Here is a 15706-nt window from a genome sequence, read left to right on the forward strand (position 1 = left end):
AAGGAGCTCGCCTATGCTGACCGAGTCGCAAAAAGTGAAATGGCAACAGGACGGATATCTCCGGCTCGAGGGCTTTTTCGATCCAGCCGCTCGCGACGGGATTTCCAATTTCGTGGACGACGTCGCGCGCTGGGATGTAAGCGTGGACAAATGGATGATGTGGTTCGAGAAGACATCCGGCAATCGCAAGATTATCTCAAAGGTGGAGAACTTCTTGGATTACCATGACGCTCTGCGCGAGGCGCTGTTGGCCGACGGCCGCATTCGCACGACCGTCGAGACGCTACTCGATGAGGACACGCGGATGCTAAAGGAGCTGCTGATCTTCAAGTATCCTGATAGCGGCGGCTACCGCCCGCACCAGGACATTTATCATATCCCGCACAAGATACCGGAACGCATGGTGCATGCAGTGGCAGCCGTTGCCATCGACGATTCGGAGCCTGACAACGGCGGTCTTTTCTTCACGCCAGGTCGCCATAAGGAGGGAGTGTTTCCAATGGATCCCGGCGGCGTGATCAATCCAGAGATCGCCGAGACCTTCACATGGGAACCGGTGTCATGGAAAGCCGGCGATGTGTTCATTTTCGACGACTACGCCCCTCACTATTCACTGCCAAATAAGAGCGATCGGCCCCGCCGCGCGCTTTATCTGGTGTTCCAGCGCGCTTCTACTGGAGGTCCAACGCGTGCCGAGTATATGCGCATGAAGCGCGCCTACAACCCACCGGAAGGCAAGCTATCGGATCAGGAAAACCTGAACGCGCCTAACGGCATATTCTATCGCGATTGAGTGCCAATTCGGAGAAAGGACCGTCGTGTACACCAAGCAGATCGATCATTCATTGATGCGAACGGAATATGGTGTGCTGGTCTGCCGTCTGTTGGAGCATCTTCCGGATGGTCTCAGCCCCGGGTTCGGTGCCTCGGTGGTGGAGGTCGCACCCGGCGGTGCGGTCGATCTGCACGGGCACCACGAGCACGAACTATGGGTGGTGATTTCCGGGCATGGAGAGTTCGAAGCCGACGGCCGGTTGAGGCCGGTGAGCGAGACGACGTTGTGCTACATGCAACCAAACCAGCAGCACACTATCCGTAACGTCAGTCAGGACAGTTCTCTCAAATTTCTATCTATTTGGTGGGATTGACATGCGTACCTATTTTGTCTGTCCCGCTCCCCCTTGCCCCAACGGCAAGCTGCATCTCGGTCACGTCGGTGGCGTATACTTACTCGCCGATATGTTTACGCGCTTTCAGCGTATGGCCGGCCATCGCGCATACTATATTACGGGTGCGGATGAGCACGGCACGTACACGCTGGTAAAGGCACGAAAACTCGGCCAACCGGTTAGCGACGTCGCACAGAAGCACATTCACGAGATCTTGCAGTGCTTGCGCGCGGTGCAAATCACGCCTGATGCGTTTGTGCGTACATCTAGCGCGATCCACAAAGAGAATGCGCTGGCGATTTTCCGCGAGTTGCAGGAGGCCGGCTATGTCGGCGTGCGCGACGGTGTCCAGCTCTATTGCGAACACTGCGATGAATACGTGGCCGACTCGCTGGCAGTTGGCACCTGTCCGGCATGCGATGCGACGACCGACAGTAATTTGTGCGAAAACTGTGGCCTAGCTGTCCAGCACGACACCCTACGCGACGCGCGGCACACCACGTGCGGCAGCACACTTGGGCTAAGCCCGATCAAGCAGGCCGTGTTTGATATGCCCCGGCTGGCTCAGGTGCTGGACAAAGCTATTGGACAAAGCGCCTGGCCCGGGGTTATCCGCGACAAGGCGCGCACTTGGTTAGCCGGCGCCGTACATGGCTTGCCGATGTCGCGCCACTTCAGTCATGGTGTCAAGCTAACACAGCCTGAACATTTGATTGGCCAAACCCTCCTCACATGGTTTGAGGGCCTGTGGAGTTTCGACACTGGGATTCGCGAGCTATGCGACCGTGACAATCTGGACGCCCACTCGGCATTGCACGATCTGAACACCCAGCTTTTGTTTTTCATGGGCCAGGATAACCGTTTTTACTACACGGTAGGTGTGACAGGCGCCCTGCTCGCGCGCGGCTACCCAATTCCCAAAAGTCATTCCGTCCAGGACTTCTACAAGCTCGAGGGCGAAAAGTTTTCGACTAGTCGTGACCATGCCCTTTGGGCCGATGAAGTGACGCGAGAGGTGGACGCCAGCGTACTCCGCTACGCGCTGGCGCGCGTGGCCAAGCCATTCGACAGCAATAAGAACGACTTCGATGTTGACAGCCTGATCATGGCAGCGTCACGCCTTCGGATCTGGGAGGATGCGTTACGCCACTCAGCCAACAACGCACGCATAGTCGACAGCAAGCACGTCTGCCCAACTCTCCGCAGCCTGGTTCAGCGTTATGCCGATGCGATCGAGTCACTGCGTTTCTGGGACGCGCTTGATATCATCGATATGTACCTGGAGGTGGCCGACTTTGCGCGCGAGGATAATGGTATGTGGAATGCTGCGAAGGTCTCATTGTTCCTGAGTCTGCTCTATCCCGTGGTACCTGAGCTAGCGATACGCTACGGTCAGCATTTCTTCGGCGCGGCCTGGCAGCCGTCCCTCAAGATACCTGCTGCAGCAGCTGCGCTGCCGGGCGCAAGGGTGGACTTCCCGTATTTCAGTGCGGCGGTATCTGCGAACTTCATCGCGGCGTACAACACGCGTTTTCGCACAGAACAGGTGAGGCAATCTGTTTGAGAGACAAAACCATGACTTCGCGGGCCTCCAACCGCAGCGTCCTCGCTCAGGGCTTTGCCCCGTTCTCTTACTCCGGTACGAAGCACGCCATCAATTTCGGTTACGGCCTGCCCGATCCGGTGATGTTTGCAGAGCTGGCCTGGCCGGATGCATTTAACCGGGATACCGGGGTCGCCTCCGCCGATCTGCCGCAGTATACGGATGCGCTGGGTTTACCCGAGCTCCGTACAAAGCTCGCAGGGCGCTTCGGTGTGCGCCATGACCAAGTTATCCTTACGGGTGGCGCTTCACAGGCGTTGCAATTGATTGCCGACGCTTGGATCGACCCGGGCGATGTCGTCCTGACCGAGGACCCGTGCTATTTGGGCGCACTGCGCACGTTTTCGATCGTGGGCGCGAACATCCTCCAGCTCGGTATGTGCGCAGAAGGGGTCGATCTGAATGAACTCGAAGCAATGTTGCGTAGTCATATCCGCGTGAAGCTTTTCTATACGACGCCAGCATTTCATAACCCGACTGGGCGCCAGATGTCGCGCACCCATATGGCCCGGGTCGCAGCGCTGCTGGACCACTATGGCGTGGCGTTGGTACAGGATCTTGTTTATGCGGAGCTGCCCTATAACGGCACGGTTGATTGGTTGGCACCAGGCGGCAATGTGATCAACATCCATAGCGTCTCCAAGGTCGCCGGACCGGGGTTACGGGTAGGCTGGGTGCTTGCGGAGTCGGACATCATCAACAGGCTTGCACGGCTAAAATGCGATGGCGGCGTAAGCCCCATCGTCAGTAATATCGTTCTAGCGTTATTGCAATCGGGCGCCATTGATGCGCACATTGCGCGCCTGCGCCAGCATTATCGTGCCAAGCGAGATATCCTGCATACGCTCTTGCAGTCCAGCCGCTTTTGCGAGCCAGAGTATGTCGTACCAAGCAGTGGTTTCTCGTTTTGGGTGCGGTTGGCCGCTGGCGTCGAGGTTGAGACTTTCATTGAGGCTGCGCGTCGCGAGCACGCCGTTCACCTCATAAATGGTCGCAATTATGGCCCACGAAGCGGCGATCATGTACGTCTGTGTTTTAGCTATCTCCCCACATCGCTAATTGAGCAGGGCTTGGCGCGATTGGGTACCTTGCACGCGACCTAACTAAGCTTCGCACACATAACGTCGCCTGCTCCCGCACGGCTTCCAGCGCGATCTTTGCCTTCAGTGCCGCGTCGATCTTGCGTCTGGTCTTCGTCGTCATCATGGGCTCCGCCTATCAAACGGAGCGGCCCCTTCCAACCAAGTACGTGGCCCCACAATCGGGGTACATTACAATCCAACTGACATTGTCGGATATCCTTCAGTGTCGATTGTCGGTTTAGAGACAGTTCGAGCAATGTGTCGCGACGCACGCCTCAAGGCTCTTGAAGATGCTTGGATCAAGGGTCTGCAGAAGCGCTAGTTTCGGTTCGGCACGCCATTTGCGTGTTGGAAGGACATCACTGAGCAATCGGTGATGTAGGGCGGATCCAGCGCCTGACAATACCCGACGTTGGGCCACCCCGTTTTGTAATCGGACCGAGGTGGGTTGCAACGGAAGTCTGGACGGTTGCGGCGCGGTCGCGGTCGCTCACGGCCTTCGTCGAGATGCCCTCGGGGGTACGAACACGAAGCCCCGTGCGCACGACAGGACTTTGCCCCGGTACGCAGAAACATAGTGAATAGGTGGAACTCCTAATGCAGCCTGTTGAACGAGCCGCGTTTCCATATCCGGACCACTGGCGCTCCAAGTTCGAAGATTTGCCTTTGCTGACAGAGGGCGAGTCGAAGGTGATCCGCGTTATCGACGATCAAAGCGTCATCGTGCGTTTAAAGCCCACGTTGTTTTCGTACTCCGCAAACCGCGCAGCCACAGTTGAAGGCACCGACTGGTTACGCCTGCGCATCAGCGAGCGGCTTTGGCGGATGCTAGAGACTGAGGGTGTGCCTTCCACGATCGTTCACGTTGGTGAAGACTATTACATCAGTCGGCGCGTTGCGGCTCCGCCTATCGAGATCATCGTGAAGGCCGCCTATGTCGGGACACCAAAACATATTTACCTCGGGTTGGAGACTTTCCCAACGCGTCATGGCGGATACCTCCGACCCGATCAGCGACACGAACCCTATGTGCGCTTCGACTGGCGCAACCCACTACCACATCGGGACGAATGCATGCCGAACTGGCTGGCGGACCGCTTCATCGATACGGATGCTGCCAAGCATTTGGCTTTGCGGGCCTTCAAGGCGCTGGCGAGAGTCTTGGCATCGTGCGAAATCGAACTCATCGATATTTGCTTTTTTATCACCGCCGAAGGCGATGCGATATTTGGCGAGGTTTCACCAGACTGCATGCGAGCCAAGCACGCCTCACATGATTTAGACAAGGACCTTTGGCGTAAGGGCAAAGATCCAGAGGTTATCCTCCGCCAGTGGCGAGCGTTTCTAGATCGGTTGAAAGCGCTTCCATGAAGATGAGCAATCCTGGAGCCATCATCTTTGACTGGGGTAACACCCTTTGCGACTATCCATTGCGGACCGAGGCCGAACAGGTTGAGTTCTTGCATGATTTCCTCACCGATTCGTCCAGCTTTACAGATTTGGCTACTGTCACAGCGCCGAGATCCATCGCTAGCGCAACGTTGCAGGCGCTGAACAGAGAGCGCGAGGATTGTCGTGGTCTCTTTCGCCGACCGGTTGAGATGCGCACTGGCACCCGACATGGATGACGCGGATGCAACGCTACTCGAGCTGCGCCTCTGCAAACGAATCTTTGCCAGTGGCCAGCTCTTGCCAGAAGCGGAGACAGTCATTGCTACAGTTCGCCGAATGGGCTACCGGACGGCGATCTTGTCTAATACGCCTTGGGGAACGAGCCACAGGTTGTGGCGAGCCGAGGTAGGTCGGCACACAAATGTCAGCCGCAACTGCGATCTTGTCATGTTCTGCGGCGATTGCGGCTATCGCAAGCCCAGCCAAGCCGCTTTTGAAGCCTGTCTAGACCTTTTGCGTGAGGCGCCAGACGGGGTCATCATGGTAGGTGATAGCTTTCGCTCGGATATTTTGGGCGCACGCGGCGCGGGATGCCGAGCGGTCTGGTTTTGCCGTGACGCCTCGTTGCCAAAAGACGAATCGGTCGCTGTCATGACGACGCTCGACGACATCATTTCGCTCCTTGGCAAAGGTGCATAAGCGGTACCGGTAATTTCATTTCTAAGAAGCGTTTGTGACCCGGATGCCGCTGCGCCGCACTCAGATTGAGCACTACAGTTGGTGCGCCGGGAAACCGGCAAGGAGTAGATGGTGGACATCCACTGCGAAGAGGGAGCAGGTGGTGCTCTTCGCTCTTTGCAGGCACGAAGCGCATGCTCGGTCGCGTCAACGCCTCGCAGATTGCTTCTGCATCGGCCGCATGGTTCTTGCCGCGCCTAAGGTGGGCCTTGACGTAGCTCGGCGGCACCAGCCGGACCTGGTGGTCGAGCGCGATCAATTCGCGCGCCAAATGGTGTGCAGTCGCGTACGCCTCAATACCGATCAGGTACGGAGCGAGCCCGGCTAAGAACGCCAGCAGATCGATCGGTCGCACGGAAAAGCGGCGTCGTCTCGATGACCACAATCACTTGCCAAAACTCGTTCTCGGTTCGACATTCAGCGACGGGATCGAGGTCAGTCAAGCCACAGCCGTCGCCTCCTGACCGGCCAAGCCGTCACCAGAATTCAACTTAGCTCGCGATGACGCTGCAACCACTGAGCGGTTGTGCGACAAACGAGTATAGCAGTGAACGCAAGCTCACGCTGCTCCCAATTATGGTAGGGGAGCTGCGCTCCGGCTTGCGATATTGTTCGACATTCAAACTGATCAATCGCTCGCGACCGAAAGCGCCGCAGCGGGCGGAAAATGATGCGTCGGTTCATTCAAAAATCGTCGGAAGCTCTCAGAGCCACCCTGGGCATTCGCCCAGACGAACGAAAGCAAGATGACAGGTTAAGGCCGGAGGGCGATCATGAATACAATATTGGCAGGTCACGCGCGCCAGAGCGCATATGATGTTCTTCTGAGCGATCTGGATGTCAGCGACGTCAAGCGCTTTCAGGATGACAGCATTTGGCCCTACTTCGAGCGGTTACGAAAGGAAGATCCGATCCACTACTGTAGCGATAGCTCGTACGGTCCCTATTGGTCCATAACAAAATACCACGACATCGTTGCAGTCAACATGACTCACGGAGTGTTCTCGTCAGAGCAAGGCGTCACGATCGTCGATTTGCCGGAGGAGTATTGGACTCCGAGTTTCATTAAGATGAGCCCTCCGAAACATGGCGAGCAGCGCAACACGATCAGCCCGATAGTGGCACCGGAGAACCTGGCCAAGCTCGAGGGATTGATCCGTCGGCGGGTCAAGGCCATTCTGGATGGCTTGCCGCGCAACGAAACCTTCGACTGGGTCGATAAGGTCTCGATCGAGCTGACGACGCAAATGTTGGCGACGCTGTTTGATTTTCCATTTGAGGATCGGCGGCTGTTGACCTATTGGTCGGACGTCGCCGCCACAACTCCGCGAACTGGCCACGAGATCGACACTTGGGAGAAGCGACGCGCAGTCCTGTCCGGGTGCCTGGACTATTTCACAAGACTTTGGAACGAGCGCAAAAATGCCGAGCCACGCGCCGACTTGATTTCGATGATGGCGCACTCACCGGCGACTCGGAATATGGAGCCACGCGAGTTCCTGGGAAACCTCATCCTGCTGATCGTAGGCGGGAATGACACCACGCGCAATTCGATGAGTGGAAGCGTATTGTTCATGAATCAGAATCCGTCCGAGCTCCGGAAGCTACGCGAGACTCCTGTGCTCGTGTCGAGTGCCGTCTCCGAGATCATACGCTACCAGACGCCGATCGCACACATGCGCCGCACCGCCGTGGTCGACATCGTGATACGTAACAAGCACATCAGACGAGGCGATAAGGTCGTCATGTGGTACATTTCAGGGAACCGGGACGATGAGGCCATCAACCAGGCCGACAGCTTCATCATTGATCGAAACAATGCACGGCAACATCTCTCGTTCGGGTTCGGCATCCATCGCTGCGTCGGAAGACACCTTGCGGAACTGCAGCTGAAGATCCTTTGGGAGGAGATGCTGGACAGGCGCCTCGACATCAAGGTGGTCGGCGAGCCGGAACGAGTCGCATCTAACTTCGTGCACGGTTATTCCGCCCTCCCAGTGCAGATGGTAGCTTAGGCAATAGGCTCCTCCTTGCAATCGCTCTGAGATGAGCCGGAGTTTGCAACCGTGAGCCGGTCCGAGCAGCCCCACGCTGGGAGACGGGTTCTCGCGATCTTCGAAAGCACCGGCGGATGTCCAGGCACTTGTCGAATATTCGATGAGTGCACTCCCGCCAACGCCGTCGGCGCAAAAGCGAGTTCATTAGGCAATGTCGGCGTGACGACGCTCAACGTCGTCACCCGAAAAGATCATGCTATTTGCGGTTTTTCGTATTGGAGAGTTTCTCGCCTGGCCCGTCCTTGGCCTCCCCTTTACCAGCGGATATCAATTTCGACTTGTCGCCGCTGCCGAACGTAAAAGTGTCAGCGCCGGCGCTGATCCCATTCCATACCACGGGCTCGGCGAGCGAGAGGAGCCAAAGCCCTTGAAAACCCGATGCGGCATTGAGCTGTCCCGTCCACACAGTCGTTGAGCCGCAGCCCCCGAAGTTGACTGTAAAGCTGATCGCTGTGCCGCTATTGGTTTGGGCCAGCCAGCCTGTCATCGGCTGAGGGGCGCCTTCGTCGCAGCTATTCGTTGCGTTATTCGTATAGGTGCCGGAAATGGCGCCCGTGCTCTGGTCGTAGCCGTTGACCGCCAGAACCGAGCCGTATTGGTTGTTCCAGGTCCAGATGGGCTGCGCCCGTGCGGGTGCCGCCAATAGCAGCCCAAGGCCAGCCAAAGCCATCCATCTTGTGAGGTTCCAGTTTTCTTGATGCATCGCCGACTCCATGTCGCTTCAGAAAGATCGCGCTTTGCGTATAAACCCCTCTTTCAATATTTGCAATCCAAACGTGCATTCTATTATGCCGCGCTTAAGAGTTGCTTTATTCGATATGCCGTTTAGGTTTGGGCCAATCGTGCTTTTCATTCAGCACGGCGAAGGACAACTTCCTCCACAATGTGAATCGGCGCCGACGCATCGGTCTAACCCATATATGGGAACGGCCTGGGCCGCGAGATCTTTCCTGGTTAAACAAGAGATGACTGTGCGGTCATGAGTTCGGCTTCGAGTAAGGCACCTGGCGGCTGGCGAACGCCCGGCTCCCTGCGCCATGCTTTCATCAAACAAAACGGCCACTATAGTAATGGAACATATTATCTTCCTGTAGACGGCAGTGGCGTCGTCTCGGTCCGGGCGGGCAGTATCGGATACTCAATCTTGGGCAGCTGCCCGGTCAGCGAATTCAGAAACGCGACAATATCGTTCTGTTCCTTATCGCTAAGCTTGGCGCCAAGCTGAACTTCGGCCATCACGCCGACAGCTTGCTTAAGGCTCCAAACCTGACCCGAATGGAAGTATGGCGGTCGCAACGCGACGTTGCGCAACGGTGCTGCACGAAAAACGTATTCGTCGCTGGCCACCTTTGTGACGGCGGATCGGCCTTTGTCGGCGGTCGGAAGCAAGCTTGTGCTTGGTCTTTCGACGGCGCCAAATGGAAAATAATCCTGTCCACCAACGTTGATTCCATTGTGACAGGAGGAGCATCCTGTTTCCATGAATAGCTTCAATCCTGCTTTCTGCTGAACGTTGAGAGCATTTGGATCGCCTTCAAGGTACTGATCGAAAGGGGCCGCGGGCGTAATGAGAATCGCTTCAAAGGCCTCGATCGACTTCGCGAAGTTGTCAAAGGTGACTGGCGATGCCTCGATTGGAAATGCCTTTTTGAACATGACCACATAGTCGCTCATCGAGTTCAGCGTGTTGATCACATGCTCTGGAGTCGCGTTCATTTCAACACTCGCCTGCACGGGGCCCTTTGCTTGCGCCTTGAGATCCGGCGCCCGCCCATCCCAGAACTGCGCCACATTGAAGACTGCGTTATAAACGGTGGGAGCCCGACGTGGCCCGAGTTGCCAGCCGTGACCGATCGACGTCGGCCCCGCATCCGCTCCGCCGGTACCTAGATTGTGACAAGTATTGCAGCTAATGATCCCGCTAGCCGAGATTCGCGGATCGAAGAACAGCATCTTACCGAGTTCGACCTTCTCGTGGGTGACCGGGTTGTCCTTCACCGCAGGTACGACTGAGGGAATCGGCTTGAACGTCCGCCTAGCAGCCTTCATCAAATCGTCTTCTGCGCCAGCTTGTGACGAGACCAGTATCGCAATGGCCGCAGCACACAACTTGCGTACAAGGTGGACTTCCAGGATCGCGGACTTCTTTCCAATAAGTATCATCGGTACCAGTTCTCATTGATGCTCTGCGGAATTGGACGACATGACGCCGCATTCGGCGCGCCCTCGCGCTAGCACGCTGCAACCTCACTCGATATTCATGCTTCATGCCCCAGTGAGTAGTCACAATGGAGCAAAGCGCATCTGTCCTTGTTCATGCATCGTCCCTTTGAGAATCGACCTATCTTTCCACACTGTTCTCTGGCGCCAGATGCAGTCGACCCGCGCGGCGTTTCCCCGACTCCCCCAACCGCATCTTATCCTGCACTTGGCTTAATCCGGTGTCGCGAAAGCACACCACCACGCGCGAAAGCGCGTCAAGCGATACGAGCCTCCGGATATGTGGCTTCCACTATCAATATGCGCGACGTCGAGGATCATTGCGGCATTCGATGTGATCGTGGCGATCAGTCGGCGCATTTTAGACGGATTGCACTTCGTTGGAATTCCGGCTGCGATAAAGCTGATAATGGTCCGCTTCCTTCTGGTCTACGGGCTGTAGGTTATGAGTGCACACAGATCTGCGCGGACGATGAGAACAGCAATTCTCATACCAGTTGCTGCGCCGCGATATCAGCGCGGAAGAACACACGCTTTAGAAGTCGGCGGTCAATCGCTACCGGTCACGCAATCGAAACCATTGCAACCTACGTCGGAAATGGGACGCCGCCGTTTGCAGCAGCTAAGACATTGGTGGGATATCGAACGAACGCGGCTGGGGATGTGTTTTCTCGCTACACCTGTGCGAGAGCGCGGCGCGCAATAAAATGAGCGACCGCAGCGTTAACGATCAATATCCTACGATTTCTGGGAGTTAGCCGTAGCTCGTGCGCCAATTTATAGGGACATAGAACACATCTCGCGCCGGTCAACTACCAACGCTGGTTATTGATCACAATGACAGACGCATGTCACCTGTCGATTGAGCTGCGGGATTGCCTAAACGACTTAGTCATCGAGAGCTGGACTAAGGACGCACTGTACGCCCGACAGGTCAACGCACCTGCAAGGAGCCGTCATGCAATATCAACCAAGATCCGCTATCGCCAACCGCCCTGAGCGAAGCCCCTCACTTTCACAAGAGCTCCGCGCTGAGATCTGTTCCAAGAGCGACCTCTCCTTCTTGATGGAAGCTCATGATGCGCTGTCCGGCGCGATTGCCAGTCGGGCAGGCTTCAAAGGGCTCTGGGCGTCAGGCTTATCCATTGCCAGCTCCCTCGGCTACCGCGATGCCAACGAAGCGTCCTGGAGTCAACTCGTCGATGTAGTCGAGCGTATAGTGGACTCGACCGAACTGCCTGTCCTCGTTGACGGCGATGGCGGTTTCGGGAATTTCAACAATGCTCGCCTCCTGGCACGCAAACTTCGTCAACGTGGCGCTGCCGGGATCGCGTTGGAGGACAGCTGCTTTCCGAAGATTAACTCGTTTGTCGGCGATCGGCATCCTTTGGCCGATATCGATGAGTTTTCCGGCAGACTGCGAGCAGTGAAAGATACAGTCGCTGACGACTTGGTCCTAGTGGCGCGGATCGAGGCGCTGATAGCCGGCTATGAAATGGACGAAGCGATCATGCGCGCTAGCGCTTACGCCGCGGCGGGAGCCGACGCGATCCTCATTCACTCGCGCAAGAGCACCGCCGAGGAGATCCTCTCTTTCGCGAGCGCCTGGCAACACCGCCTGCCTCTCGTGATCGTTCCGACGAAATACTATCGAACACCTGCCTCTGCATACCGCGATGCCGGCATTTCCACAGTGATCTGGGCCAACCACTCCATGCGAGCTGCAATAGCGGCAATGCGGCGTGTCTGCGGCCGCATTCTTGCCGAGGAAAGCGCTGCCGGGATTGAGCCAGACGTCGCGACGCTCGACGATGTCTTCGAATTGTTGAGGTACGACGAGCTTGCACGTGCGGAATCGCGATATTTACACCCCCGCTGAATTTCACAACAGACGCTTCTGCTCCGTGCAACACAGGGCGCGTTCTAGGACAGAACGCTGTGTGCAGGATCGGTTCTCTCTGCGAGGCCCCACCAGGATCTTCGGCAGACTTCACGCAAGTGGCGCCCCTTATAAGGGACCACTTGGAAAGGAGACGCGCTCATGTTGGCGCAACGAACACGCTTATTCAAACTGTCGGGCACAGCCGCGGCGAAGACGGCTGCTAAGGCAGCTTCGGCGAACGGCAAGGAAATCATCGACTTGACCGCCGGAGAAATATGGACCGATCTCGCTCCGTCAGTACGCGATGGTGCGATCGCCGCGATCAATCGCAATCTCAATCGCTACACCGACACGATCGGTTTGGTGGAACTGCGCAAAGCGCTTTCTTGCAAGCTATCCGCCGAGACCGCACAACCTTGGTCGGCTGACGAAATCGCGGTGACGAACGGTGCCAAACAGGCGCTCTTCAACGCGGCCATGGTGCTTCTGAATCCCGGGGACGAAGTACTGATCCCCTCCCCCTACTGGACTACGTTCCCCGCGCAGATCCTCGTTGCTGGCGGCATCCCAGTCTTTGTTGAAACCCGCCATAGCAGCTTTGTACCGATGCTTGCTGATTTGGCGGCAGCGATTACACCAAAGACTAAGGCAATCGTGGTCAACACGCCGAATAATCCCACGGGCGCGATCTACAACCGCGACACTCTTGCCGGTGTTGCCCGACTCGCCATGGATCGGGATCTGTGGATCATTTTCGACGAATGCTACGGGACCTTCGCCCATGCACCACATAGGCATCATCCCATGGTGTCGTCAGCGCCCGACGCACGCGAACGCACTTTAATCGTTAATTCCTTTTCCAAATCGTTGGCCGTTACCGGCTGGCGCATTGGCTATCTCGCTGGCCCGGAGGCGATCATCAGCGCGGTCAAGGCGCTACAGAGCCACACAACTTCAAACCCCAACGTAATTGCACAGCATGGGTTGCTCAATTACCTCGAGCGTGGCGATCCTGGGTTCGAACAGAAATTGCGGAGCCAGATTTCTAATGCGCGAACGCTCGGACTTCAAATCCTCTCAGAACTGAGATCGGTGTCTCAGCCTAGCGCCCAAGGTGGGTTTTACTTCTATCTCGATCTTAGCAAATTGCAGCGGCGAGCCAAAGCGGATGGTCGCAAACTCGACGCAGATGACGTCGCCAACACATTGCTGGTCGAGGCTGGCGTCGCAACAGTTTCGGGCACAGCTTTCGGCGATTCCGCTGGACTCCGCGTCTCCTACGGCATCGATCTTGAATCACTAGACAAAGGCTTGCGACGCCTGACGGCAACCCTGAACGCGTACGGCTGATGCTTGGCTCCAAAACATGCGTGCAATTTGACGTGAGTTTCCATAGCCGCGACGCATTTTACAGCGGGACCGGCTCCATGAGACCACCGATTCTGCCTCCGCATACACTCGTTGACGGAGTATGTCATTTTGCGCACTACGACCATTTCGCTCTCGGCGGGAGCAATCACTACGCGGGACAAGTTCTTGTCTGCTTGATCGGGGACGATGGGCTGAAGATTAAGGGCTCGCTGCAATGATATCAGAGTCCGAGATCGACAGCACGACAGAACGCCTCGTAGCCAAACCGATTTCTGCAGCAAGAGACCGGCCCTCACTAGCATCGTCAATTGCGCTGCGGCGGCGCCAATCAATGCATGCTCGTGATCATGCAGCCAGCATATATCCATCCACTAATCTGCAGCAGAAAGGCCGTGACCATGAGAGCAAGATGCGTTCAGCGCTGACGGAGGTCAGACACATCAAGGTCGGCCATTTTCCCTCGCTAACACGGATACGCACATGCGGCCATTGCATTGATGTCCATCGTTCCAGTCTGCCACCATCGACAATCAGCAACACCTTGACGAGAGCCGCCAGCACCGCGAACGCGCCGCTCACCGCCTGGCATCCCGGCCGTATGCGAGGCTTCATTCGGCGCCCGCCACGGGCAATCGCCTCTTCCAGGAACTTCCACCCGAAACGCTCGAGGTCGATCTGCCGCTGCGGGTTAGCTCTTTGACTAGCAGGGACGAACCGACTCGCGCCACAGATCAAGGCGAATGAAATGACCACAAATATCCCCAAAAGCGCCGTCATTCTTGCTGCCGGCTGCGGCTCGCGCTTACGACCGCTGACGGAGCTGCGGCCCAAGCCACTTGTTGAGGTTAATGGCACGTCGATTCTCCACAATGCTCTGCGGAACCTCGAAGCGGTCGGCGTCGAACAGGTGACCATCGTCGTCGGATATCGCAAGGATGCCATCCAATACGTTTGTGGTAGTCGCTTCGGCGGACTCGAAATAAGCTACTTCGAGTCATCCGTGTTCAACCGTACCGGTAGCGCCTATTCGCTGTGGCTCGCGCGCGAGACACTTCTTTCCGGAGACTGCTTTGTTCTGGAGGGGGACGTTTTCTTCGAAGAGGATGCACTACGGCATCTTATGGGCTGCCAATCGACCGATGCAGCCGCAGTCGCCCCGTTCCACGAATTGATGGAAGGATCGGCAGTTCTGCTTTCTGACAACGGATTCATCTCAGCTTTTCGAATGAAGCAAACCGCAGCAGATCTTGTCACGAATGGCCCACGGCTCTTCAAGACTATGAATCTGCTACGTTTCGCGGCGCCGACTCTCAGGGCGACGATCGTTCCGGCGCTGGACGATGTTATCGGATCTGGAGCTACTCAGGCGTACACGGAGGAGCTCCTTGCGTTTCTGGTGGAAAGGCGGGGCCTCAAGCTGGCAGCTGTGCGATGTGACGACGCCAGGTGGTATGAAATCGACAGCACCGAAGATCTGCGCATGGCGGAGCGCATTTTTGCAAAACTGAACACCGATCGTCATGCCGTATAGGCTGCAGACCAAGTGGAGGGTTCAATGATAAAATACCTTTGGGATCCAGCGAACGCAATAACTACCGTAGGCCTTCTGTGCTCATCCGTCAGCCTATTCTTCGCTCTCTCCGAGCACCTTGAGCTTGCCGTAGCGATGGCTCTTTGGGCTGTCCTGTCAGATCATCTTGACGGGCTTGTGGCAGCTAACACGAAGAATCGGGATCCAGATGCTGCGAAAATGGGAAAGAGCCTCGACGGATTCGGCGACATGATCTACGGGGCCGTTTTGCCCGCAGCAATTGTGATCCAGATCAGTCACGCCTCCCTGCTCGCCTTGGCGACCGCAACTGCCCTACTTGTGGCGGGAGCCATTAGGCTTAGCTACTTTGCCAACTTCGGCAAGTCGTCCGATGGGCGCTTCTTAGGTCTGCCCTTGTCATACGATGTGCCGCTTCTGGCCCTATTGTTTCTTCTCCAACCTCTCATCCCCGCTGAATGGTTTGCGGGCGTCGTTAACATCTGCTTCTCGCTGCTCGCCGTTGCCCACGTCGCATCGATTCGCGTGCCATCACCGAACATGACAATGTATGCGGCAGTCATCATCTTTGCCGTCGCGTCGGCGGCGGCATTGGCCGGTCGCTCCTTTCAGACGCCTGTAGGCGGATTCAGATGAGATCAAC

General features: G+C 56.7%; 13 protein-coding genes and 1 pseudogene. 11 read left to right on the plus strand and 3 right to left on the minus strand.

Annotated elements, in window-relative coordinates; genetic code table 11:
• Window positions 1–13 precede the first annotated feature (13 nt).
• The 6 genes from ACP2YP_RS33485 to ACP2YP_RS33510 all read left to right on the plus strand — a co-directional run bounded on the left by ACP2YP_RS33485 (window position 14) and on the right by ACP2YP_RS33510 (window position 5945).
• Entirely contained in the window at window positions 14–793 is a 780-nt protein-coding gene (locus ACP2YP_RS33485) for a phytanoyl-CoA dioxygenase family protein (RefSeq protein ID WP_426420460.1), read from the plus strand.
• Between the two features lie 25 nt (window positions 794–818).
• Window positions 819–1148 carry a cupin domain-containing protein gene (locus tag ACP2YP_RS33490; protein WP_426420462.1) on the plus strand — a complete coding sequence of 110 codons (330 nt, stop codon included), beginning with the start codon at window positions 819–821 and terminating at the stop codon, window positions 1146–1148.
• A 1-nt stretch (window position 1149) separates the two neighbouring features.
• Window positions 1150–2733, plus strand: coding sequence for a class I tRNA ligase family protein (locus tag ACP2YP_RS33495; protein WP_426420464.1), 1584 nt, complete (start codon window positions 1150–1152; stop codon window positions 2731–2733).
• A gap of 11 nt (window positions 2734–2744) precedes the next feature.
• Window positions 2745–3875, plus strand: a complete 1131-nt coding sequence (locus ACP2YP_RS33500; protein ID WP_426420466.1) for a PLP-dependent aminotransferase family protein — start codon at window positions 2745–2747, stop codon at window positions 3873–3875.
• A 576-nt stretch (window positions 3876–4451) separates the two neighbouring features.
• Window positions 4452–5225 (plus strand): phosphoribosylaminoimidazolesuccinocarboxamide synthase, encoded by a 774-nt coding sequence (locus tag ACP2YP_RS33505; RefSeq protein ID WP_426420468.1) that lies wholly within the window; start codon window positions 4452–4454, stop codon window positions 5223–5225.
• 249 nt (window positions 5226–5474) lie between these two features.
• Entirely contained in the window at window positions 5475–5945 is a 471-nt protein-coding gene (locus tag ACP2YP_RS33510) for an HAD family hydrolase (protein WP_426420470.1), read from the plus strand.
• 145 nt (window positions 5946–6090) lie between these two features.
• Here ACP2YP_RS33510 and ACP2YP_RS33515 read toward each other — a convergent pair.
• A pseudogene (locus ACP2YP_RS33515) lies at window positions 6091–6303 on the minus strand (IS110 family transposase); the annotation flags it as partial.
• 454 nt (window positions 6304–6757) lie between these two features.
• Between ACP2YP_RS33515 and ACP2YP_RS33520 the strand changes: the two are divergent.
• The gene (locus ACP2YP_RS33520; RefSeq protein WP_426420472.1) at window positions 6758–7999 is read left to right on the plus strand and encodes a cytochrome P450; all 1242 of its coding nucleotides are present in this window, start codon (window positions 6758–6760) and stop codon (window positions 7997–7999) included.
• A gap of 238 nt (window positions 8000–8237) precedes the next feature.
• On the opposite strand, the gene ACP2YP_RS33525 is transcribed toward ACP2YP_RS33520, so the two are convergent.
• Together ACP2YP_RS33525 and ACP2YP_RS33530 are read right to left on the minus strand one after the other, a co-directional pair.
• Entirely contained in the window at window positions 8238–8744 is a 507-nt protein-coding gene (locus ACP2YP_RS33525) for an avidin/streptavidin family protein (RefSeq protein WP_426420474.1), read from the minus strand.
• A gap of 377 nt (window positions 8745–9121) precedes the next feature.
• Window positions 9122–10204 (minus strand): cytochrome-c peroxidase, encoded by a 1083-nt coding sequence (locus ACP2YP_RS33530; protein WP_426420476.1) that lies wholly within the window; start codon window positions 10202–10204, stop codon window positions 9122–9124.
• A gap of 1123 nt (window positions 10205–11327) precedes the next feature.
• On the opposite strand from ACP2YP_RS33530, the gene aepX reads away from it, so the two are divergent.
• The 4 genes from aepX to ACP2YP_RS33550 all read left to right on the plus strand — a co-directional run bounded on the left by aepX (window position 11328) and on the right by ACP2YP_RS33550 (window position 15699).
• A complete protein-coding gene (gene aepX / locus ACP2YP_RS33535; protein ID WP_426426353.1) occupies window positions 11328–12140 on the plus strand; it encodes a phosphoenolpyruvate mutase in 813 nt (270 codons plus the stop codon).
• A gap of 162 nt (window positions 12141–12302) precedes the next feature.
• Window positions 12303–13493, plus strand: a complete 1191-nt coding sequence (locus ACP2YP_RS33540; RefSeq protein WP_426420478.1) for a pyridoxal phosphate-dependent aminotransferase — start codon at window positions 12303–12305, stop codon at window positions 13491–13493.
• Window positions 13494–14259: 766 nt separating this feature from the next.
• Entirely contained in the window at window positions 14260–15045 is a 786-nt protein-coding gene (locus tag ACP2YP_RS33545) for a phosphocholine cytidylyltransferase family protein (RefSeq protein ID WP_426420480.1), read from the plus strand.
• A 24-nt stretch (window positions 15046–15069) separates the two neighbouring features.
• Complete coding sequence (locus ACP2YP_RS33550; RefSeq protein ID WP_426420482.1) at window positions 15070–15699, plus strand: CDP-alcohol phosphatidyltransferase family protein; 630 nt, start codon at window positions 15070–15072, stop codon at window positions 15697–15699.
• The last annotated feature ends 7 nt before the right edge of the window (window positions 15700–15706 follow it).

It is taken from the genome of Bradyrhizobium genosp. A, assembly GCF_049949275.1.
Taxonomy (GTDB): Bacteria; Pseudomonadota; Alphaproteobacteria; order Rhizobiales; family Xanthobacteraceae; genus Bradyrhizobium.

Excerpts from the sequence above, each read along its gene's own strand:
- ACP2YP_RS33520 (WP_426420472.1), top strand. The coding sequence starts at position 6,758 with ATGAATACAATATTGGCAGGTCACGCGCGCCAGAGCGCATATGATGTT.
- ACP2YP_RS33530 (WP_426420476.1), bottom strand. The coding sequence starts at position 10,204 with ATGATACTTATTGGAAAGAAGTCCGCGATCCTGGAAGTCCACCTTGTA.
- ACP2YP_RS33505 (WP_426420468.1), top strand. The coding sequence starts at position 4,452 with ATGCAGCCTGTTGAACGAGCCGCGTTTCCATATCCGGACCACTGGCGC.
- ACP2YP_RS33500 (WP_426420466.1), top strand. The coding sequence starts at position 2,745 with ATGACTTCGCGGGCCTCCAACCGCAGCGTCCTCGCTCAGGGCTTTGCC.
- ACP2YP_RS33485 (WP_426420460.1), top strand. The coding sequence starts at position 14 with ATGCTGACCGAGTCGCAAAAAGTGAAATGGCAACAGGACGGATATCTC.
- ACP2YP_RS33510 (WP_426420470.1), top strand. The coding sequence starts at position 5,475 with ATGGATGACGCGGATGCAACGCTACTCGAGCTGCGCCTCTGCAAACGA.
- ACP2YP_RS33545 (WP_426420480.1), top strand. The coding sequence starts at position 14,260 with ATGACCACAAATATCCCCAAAAGCGCCGTCATTCTTGCTGCCGGCTGC.
- ACP2YP_RS33495 (WP_426420464.1), top strand. The coding sequence starts at position 1,150 with ATGCGTACCTATTTTGTCTGTCCCGCTCCCCCTTGCCCCAACGGCAAG.
- ACP2YP_RS33540 (WP_426420478.1), top strand. The coding sequence starts at position 12,303 with ATGTTGGCGCAACGAACACGCTTATTCAAACTGTCGGGCACAGCCGCG.
- aepX (WP_426426353.1), top strand. The coding sequence starts at position 11,328 with ATGGAAGCTCATGATGCGCTGTCCGGCGCGATTGCCAGTCGGGCAGGC.
- ACP2YP_RS33525 (WP_426420474.1), bottom strand. The coding sequence starts at position 8,744 with ATGCATCAAGAAAACTGGAACCTCACAAGATGGATGGCTTTGGCTGGC.
- ACP2YP_RS33550 (WP_426420482.1), top strand. The coding sequence starts at position 15,070 with ATGATAAAATACCTTTGGGATCCAGCGAACGCAATAACTACCGTAGGC.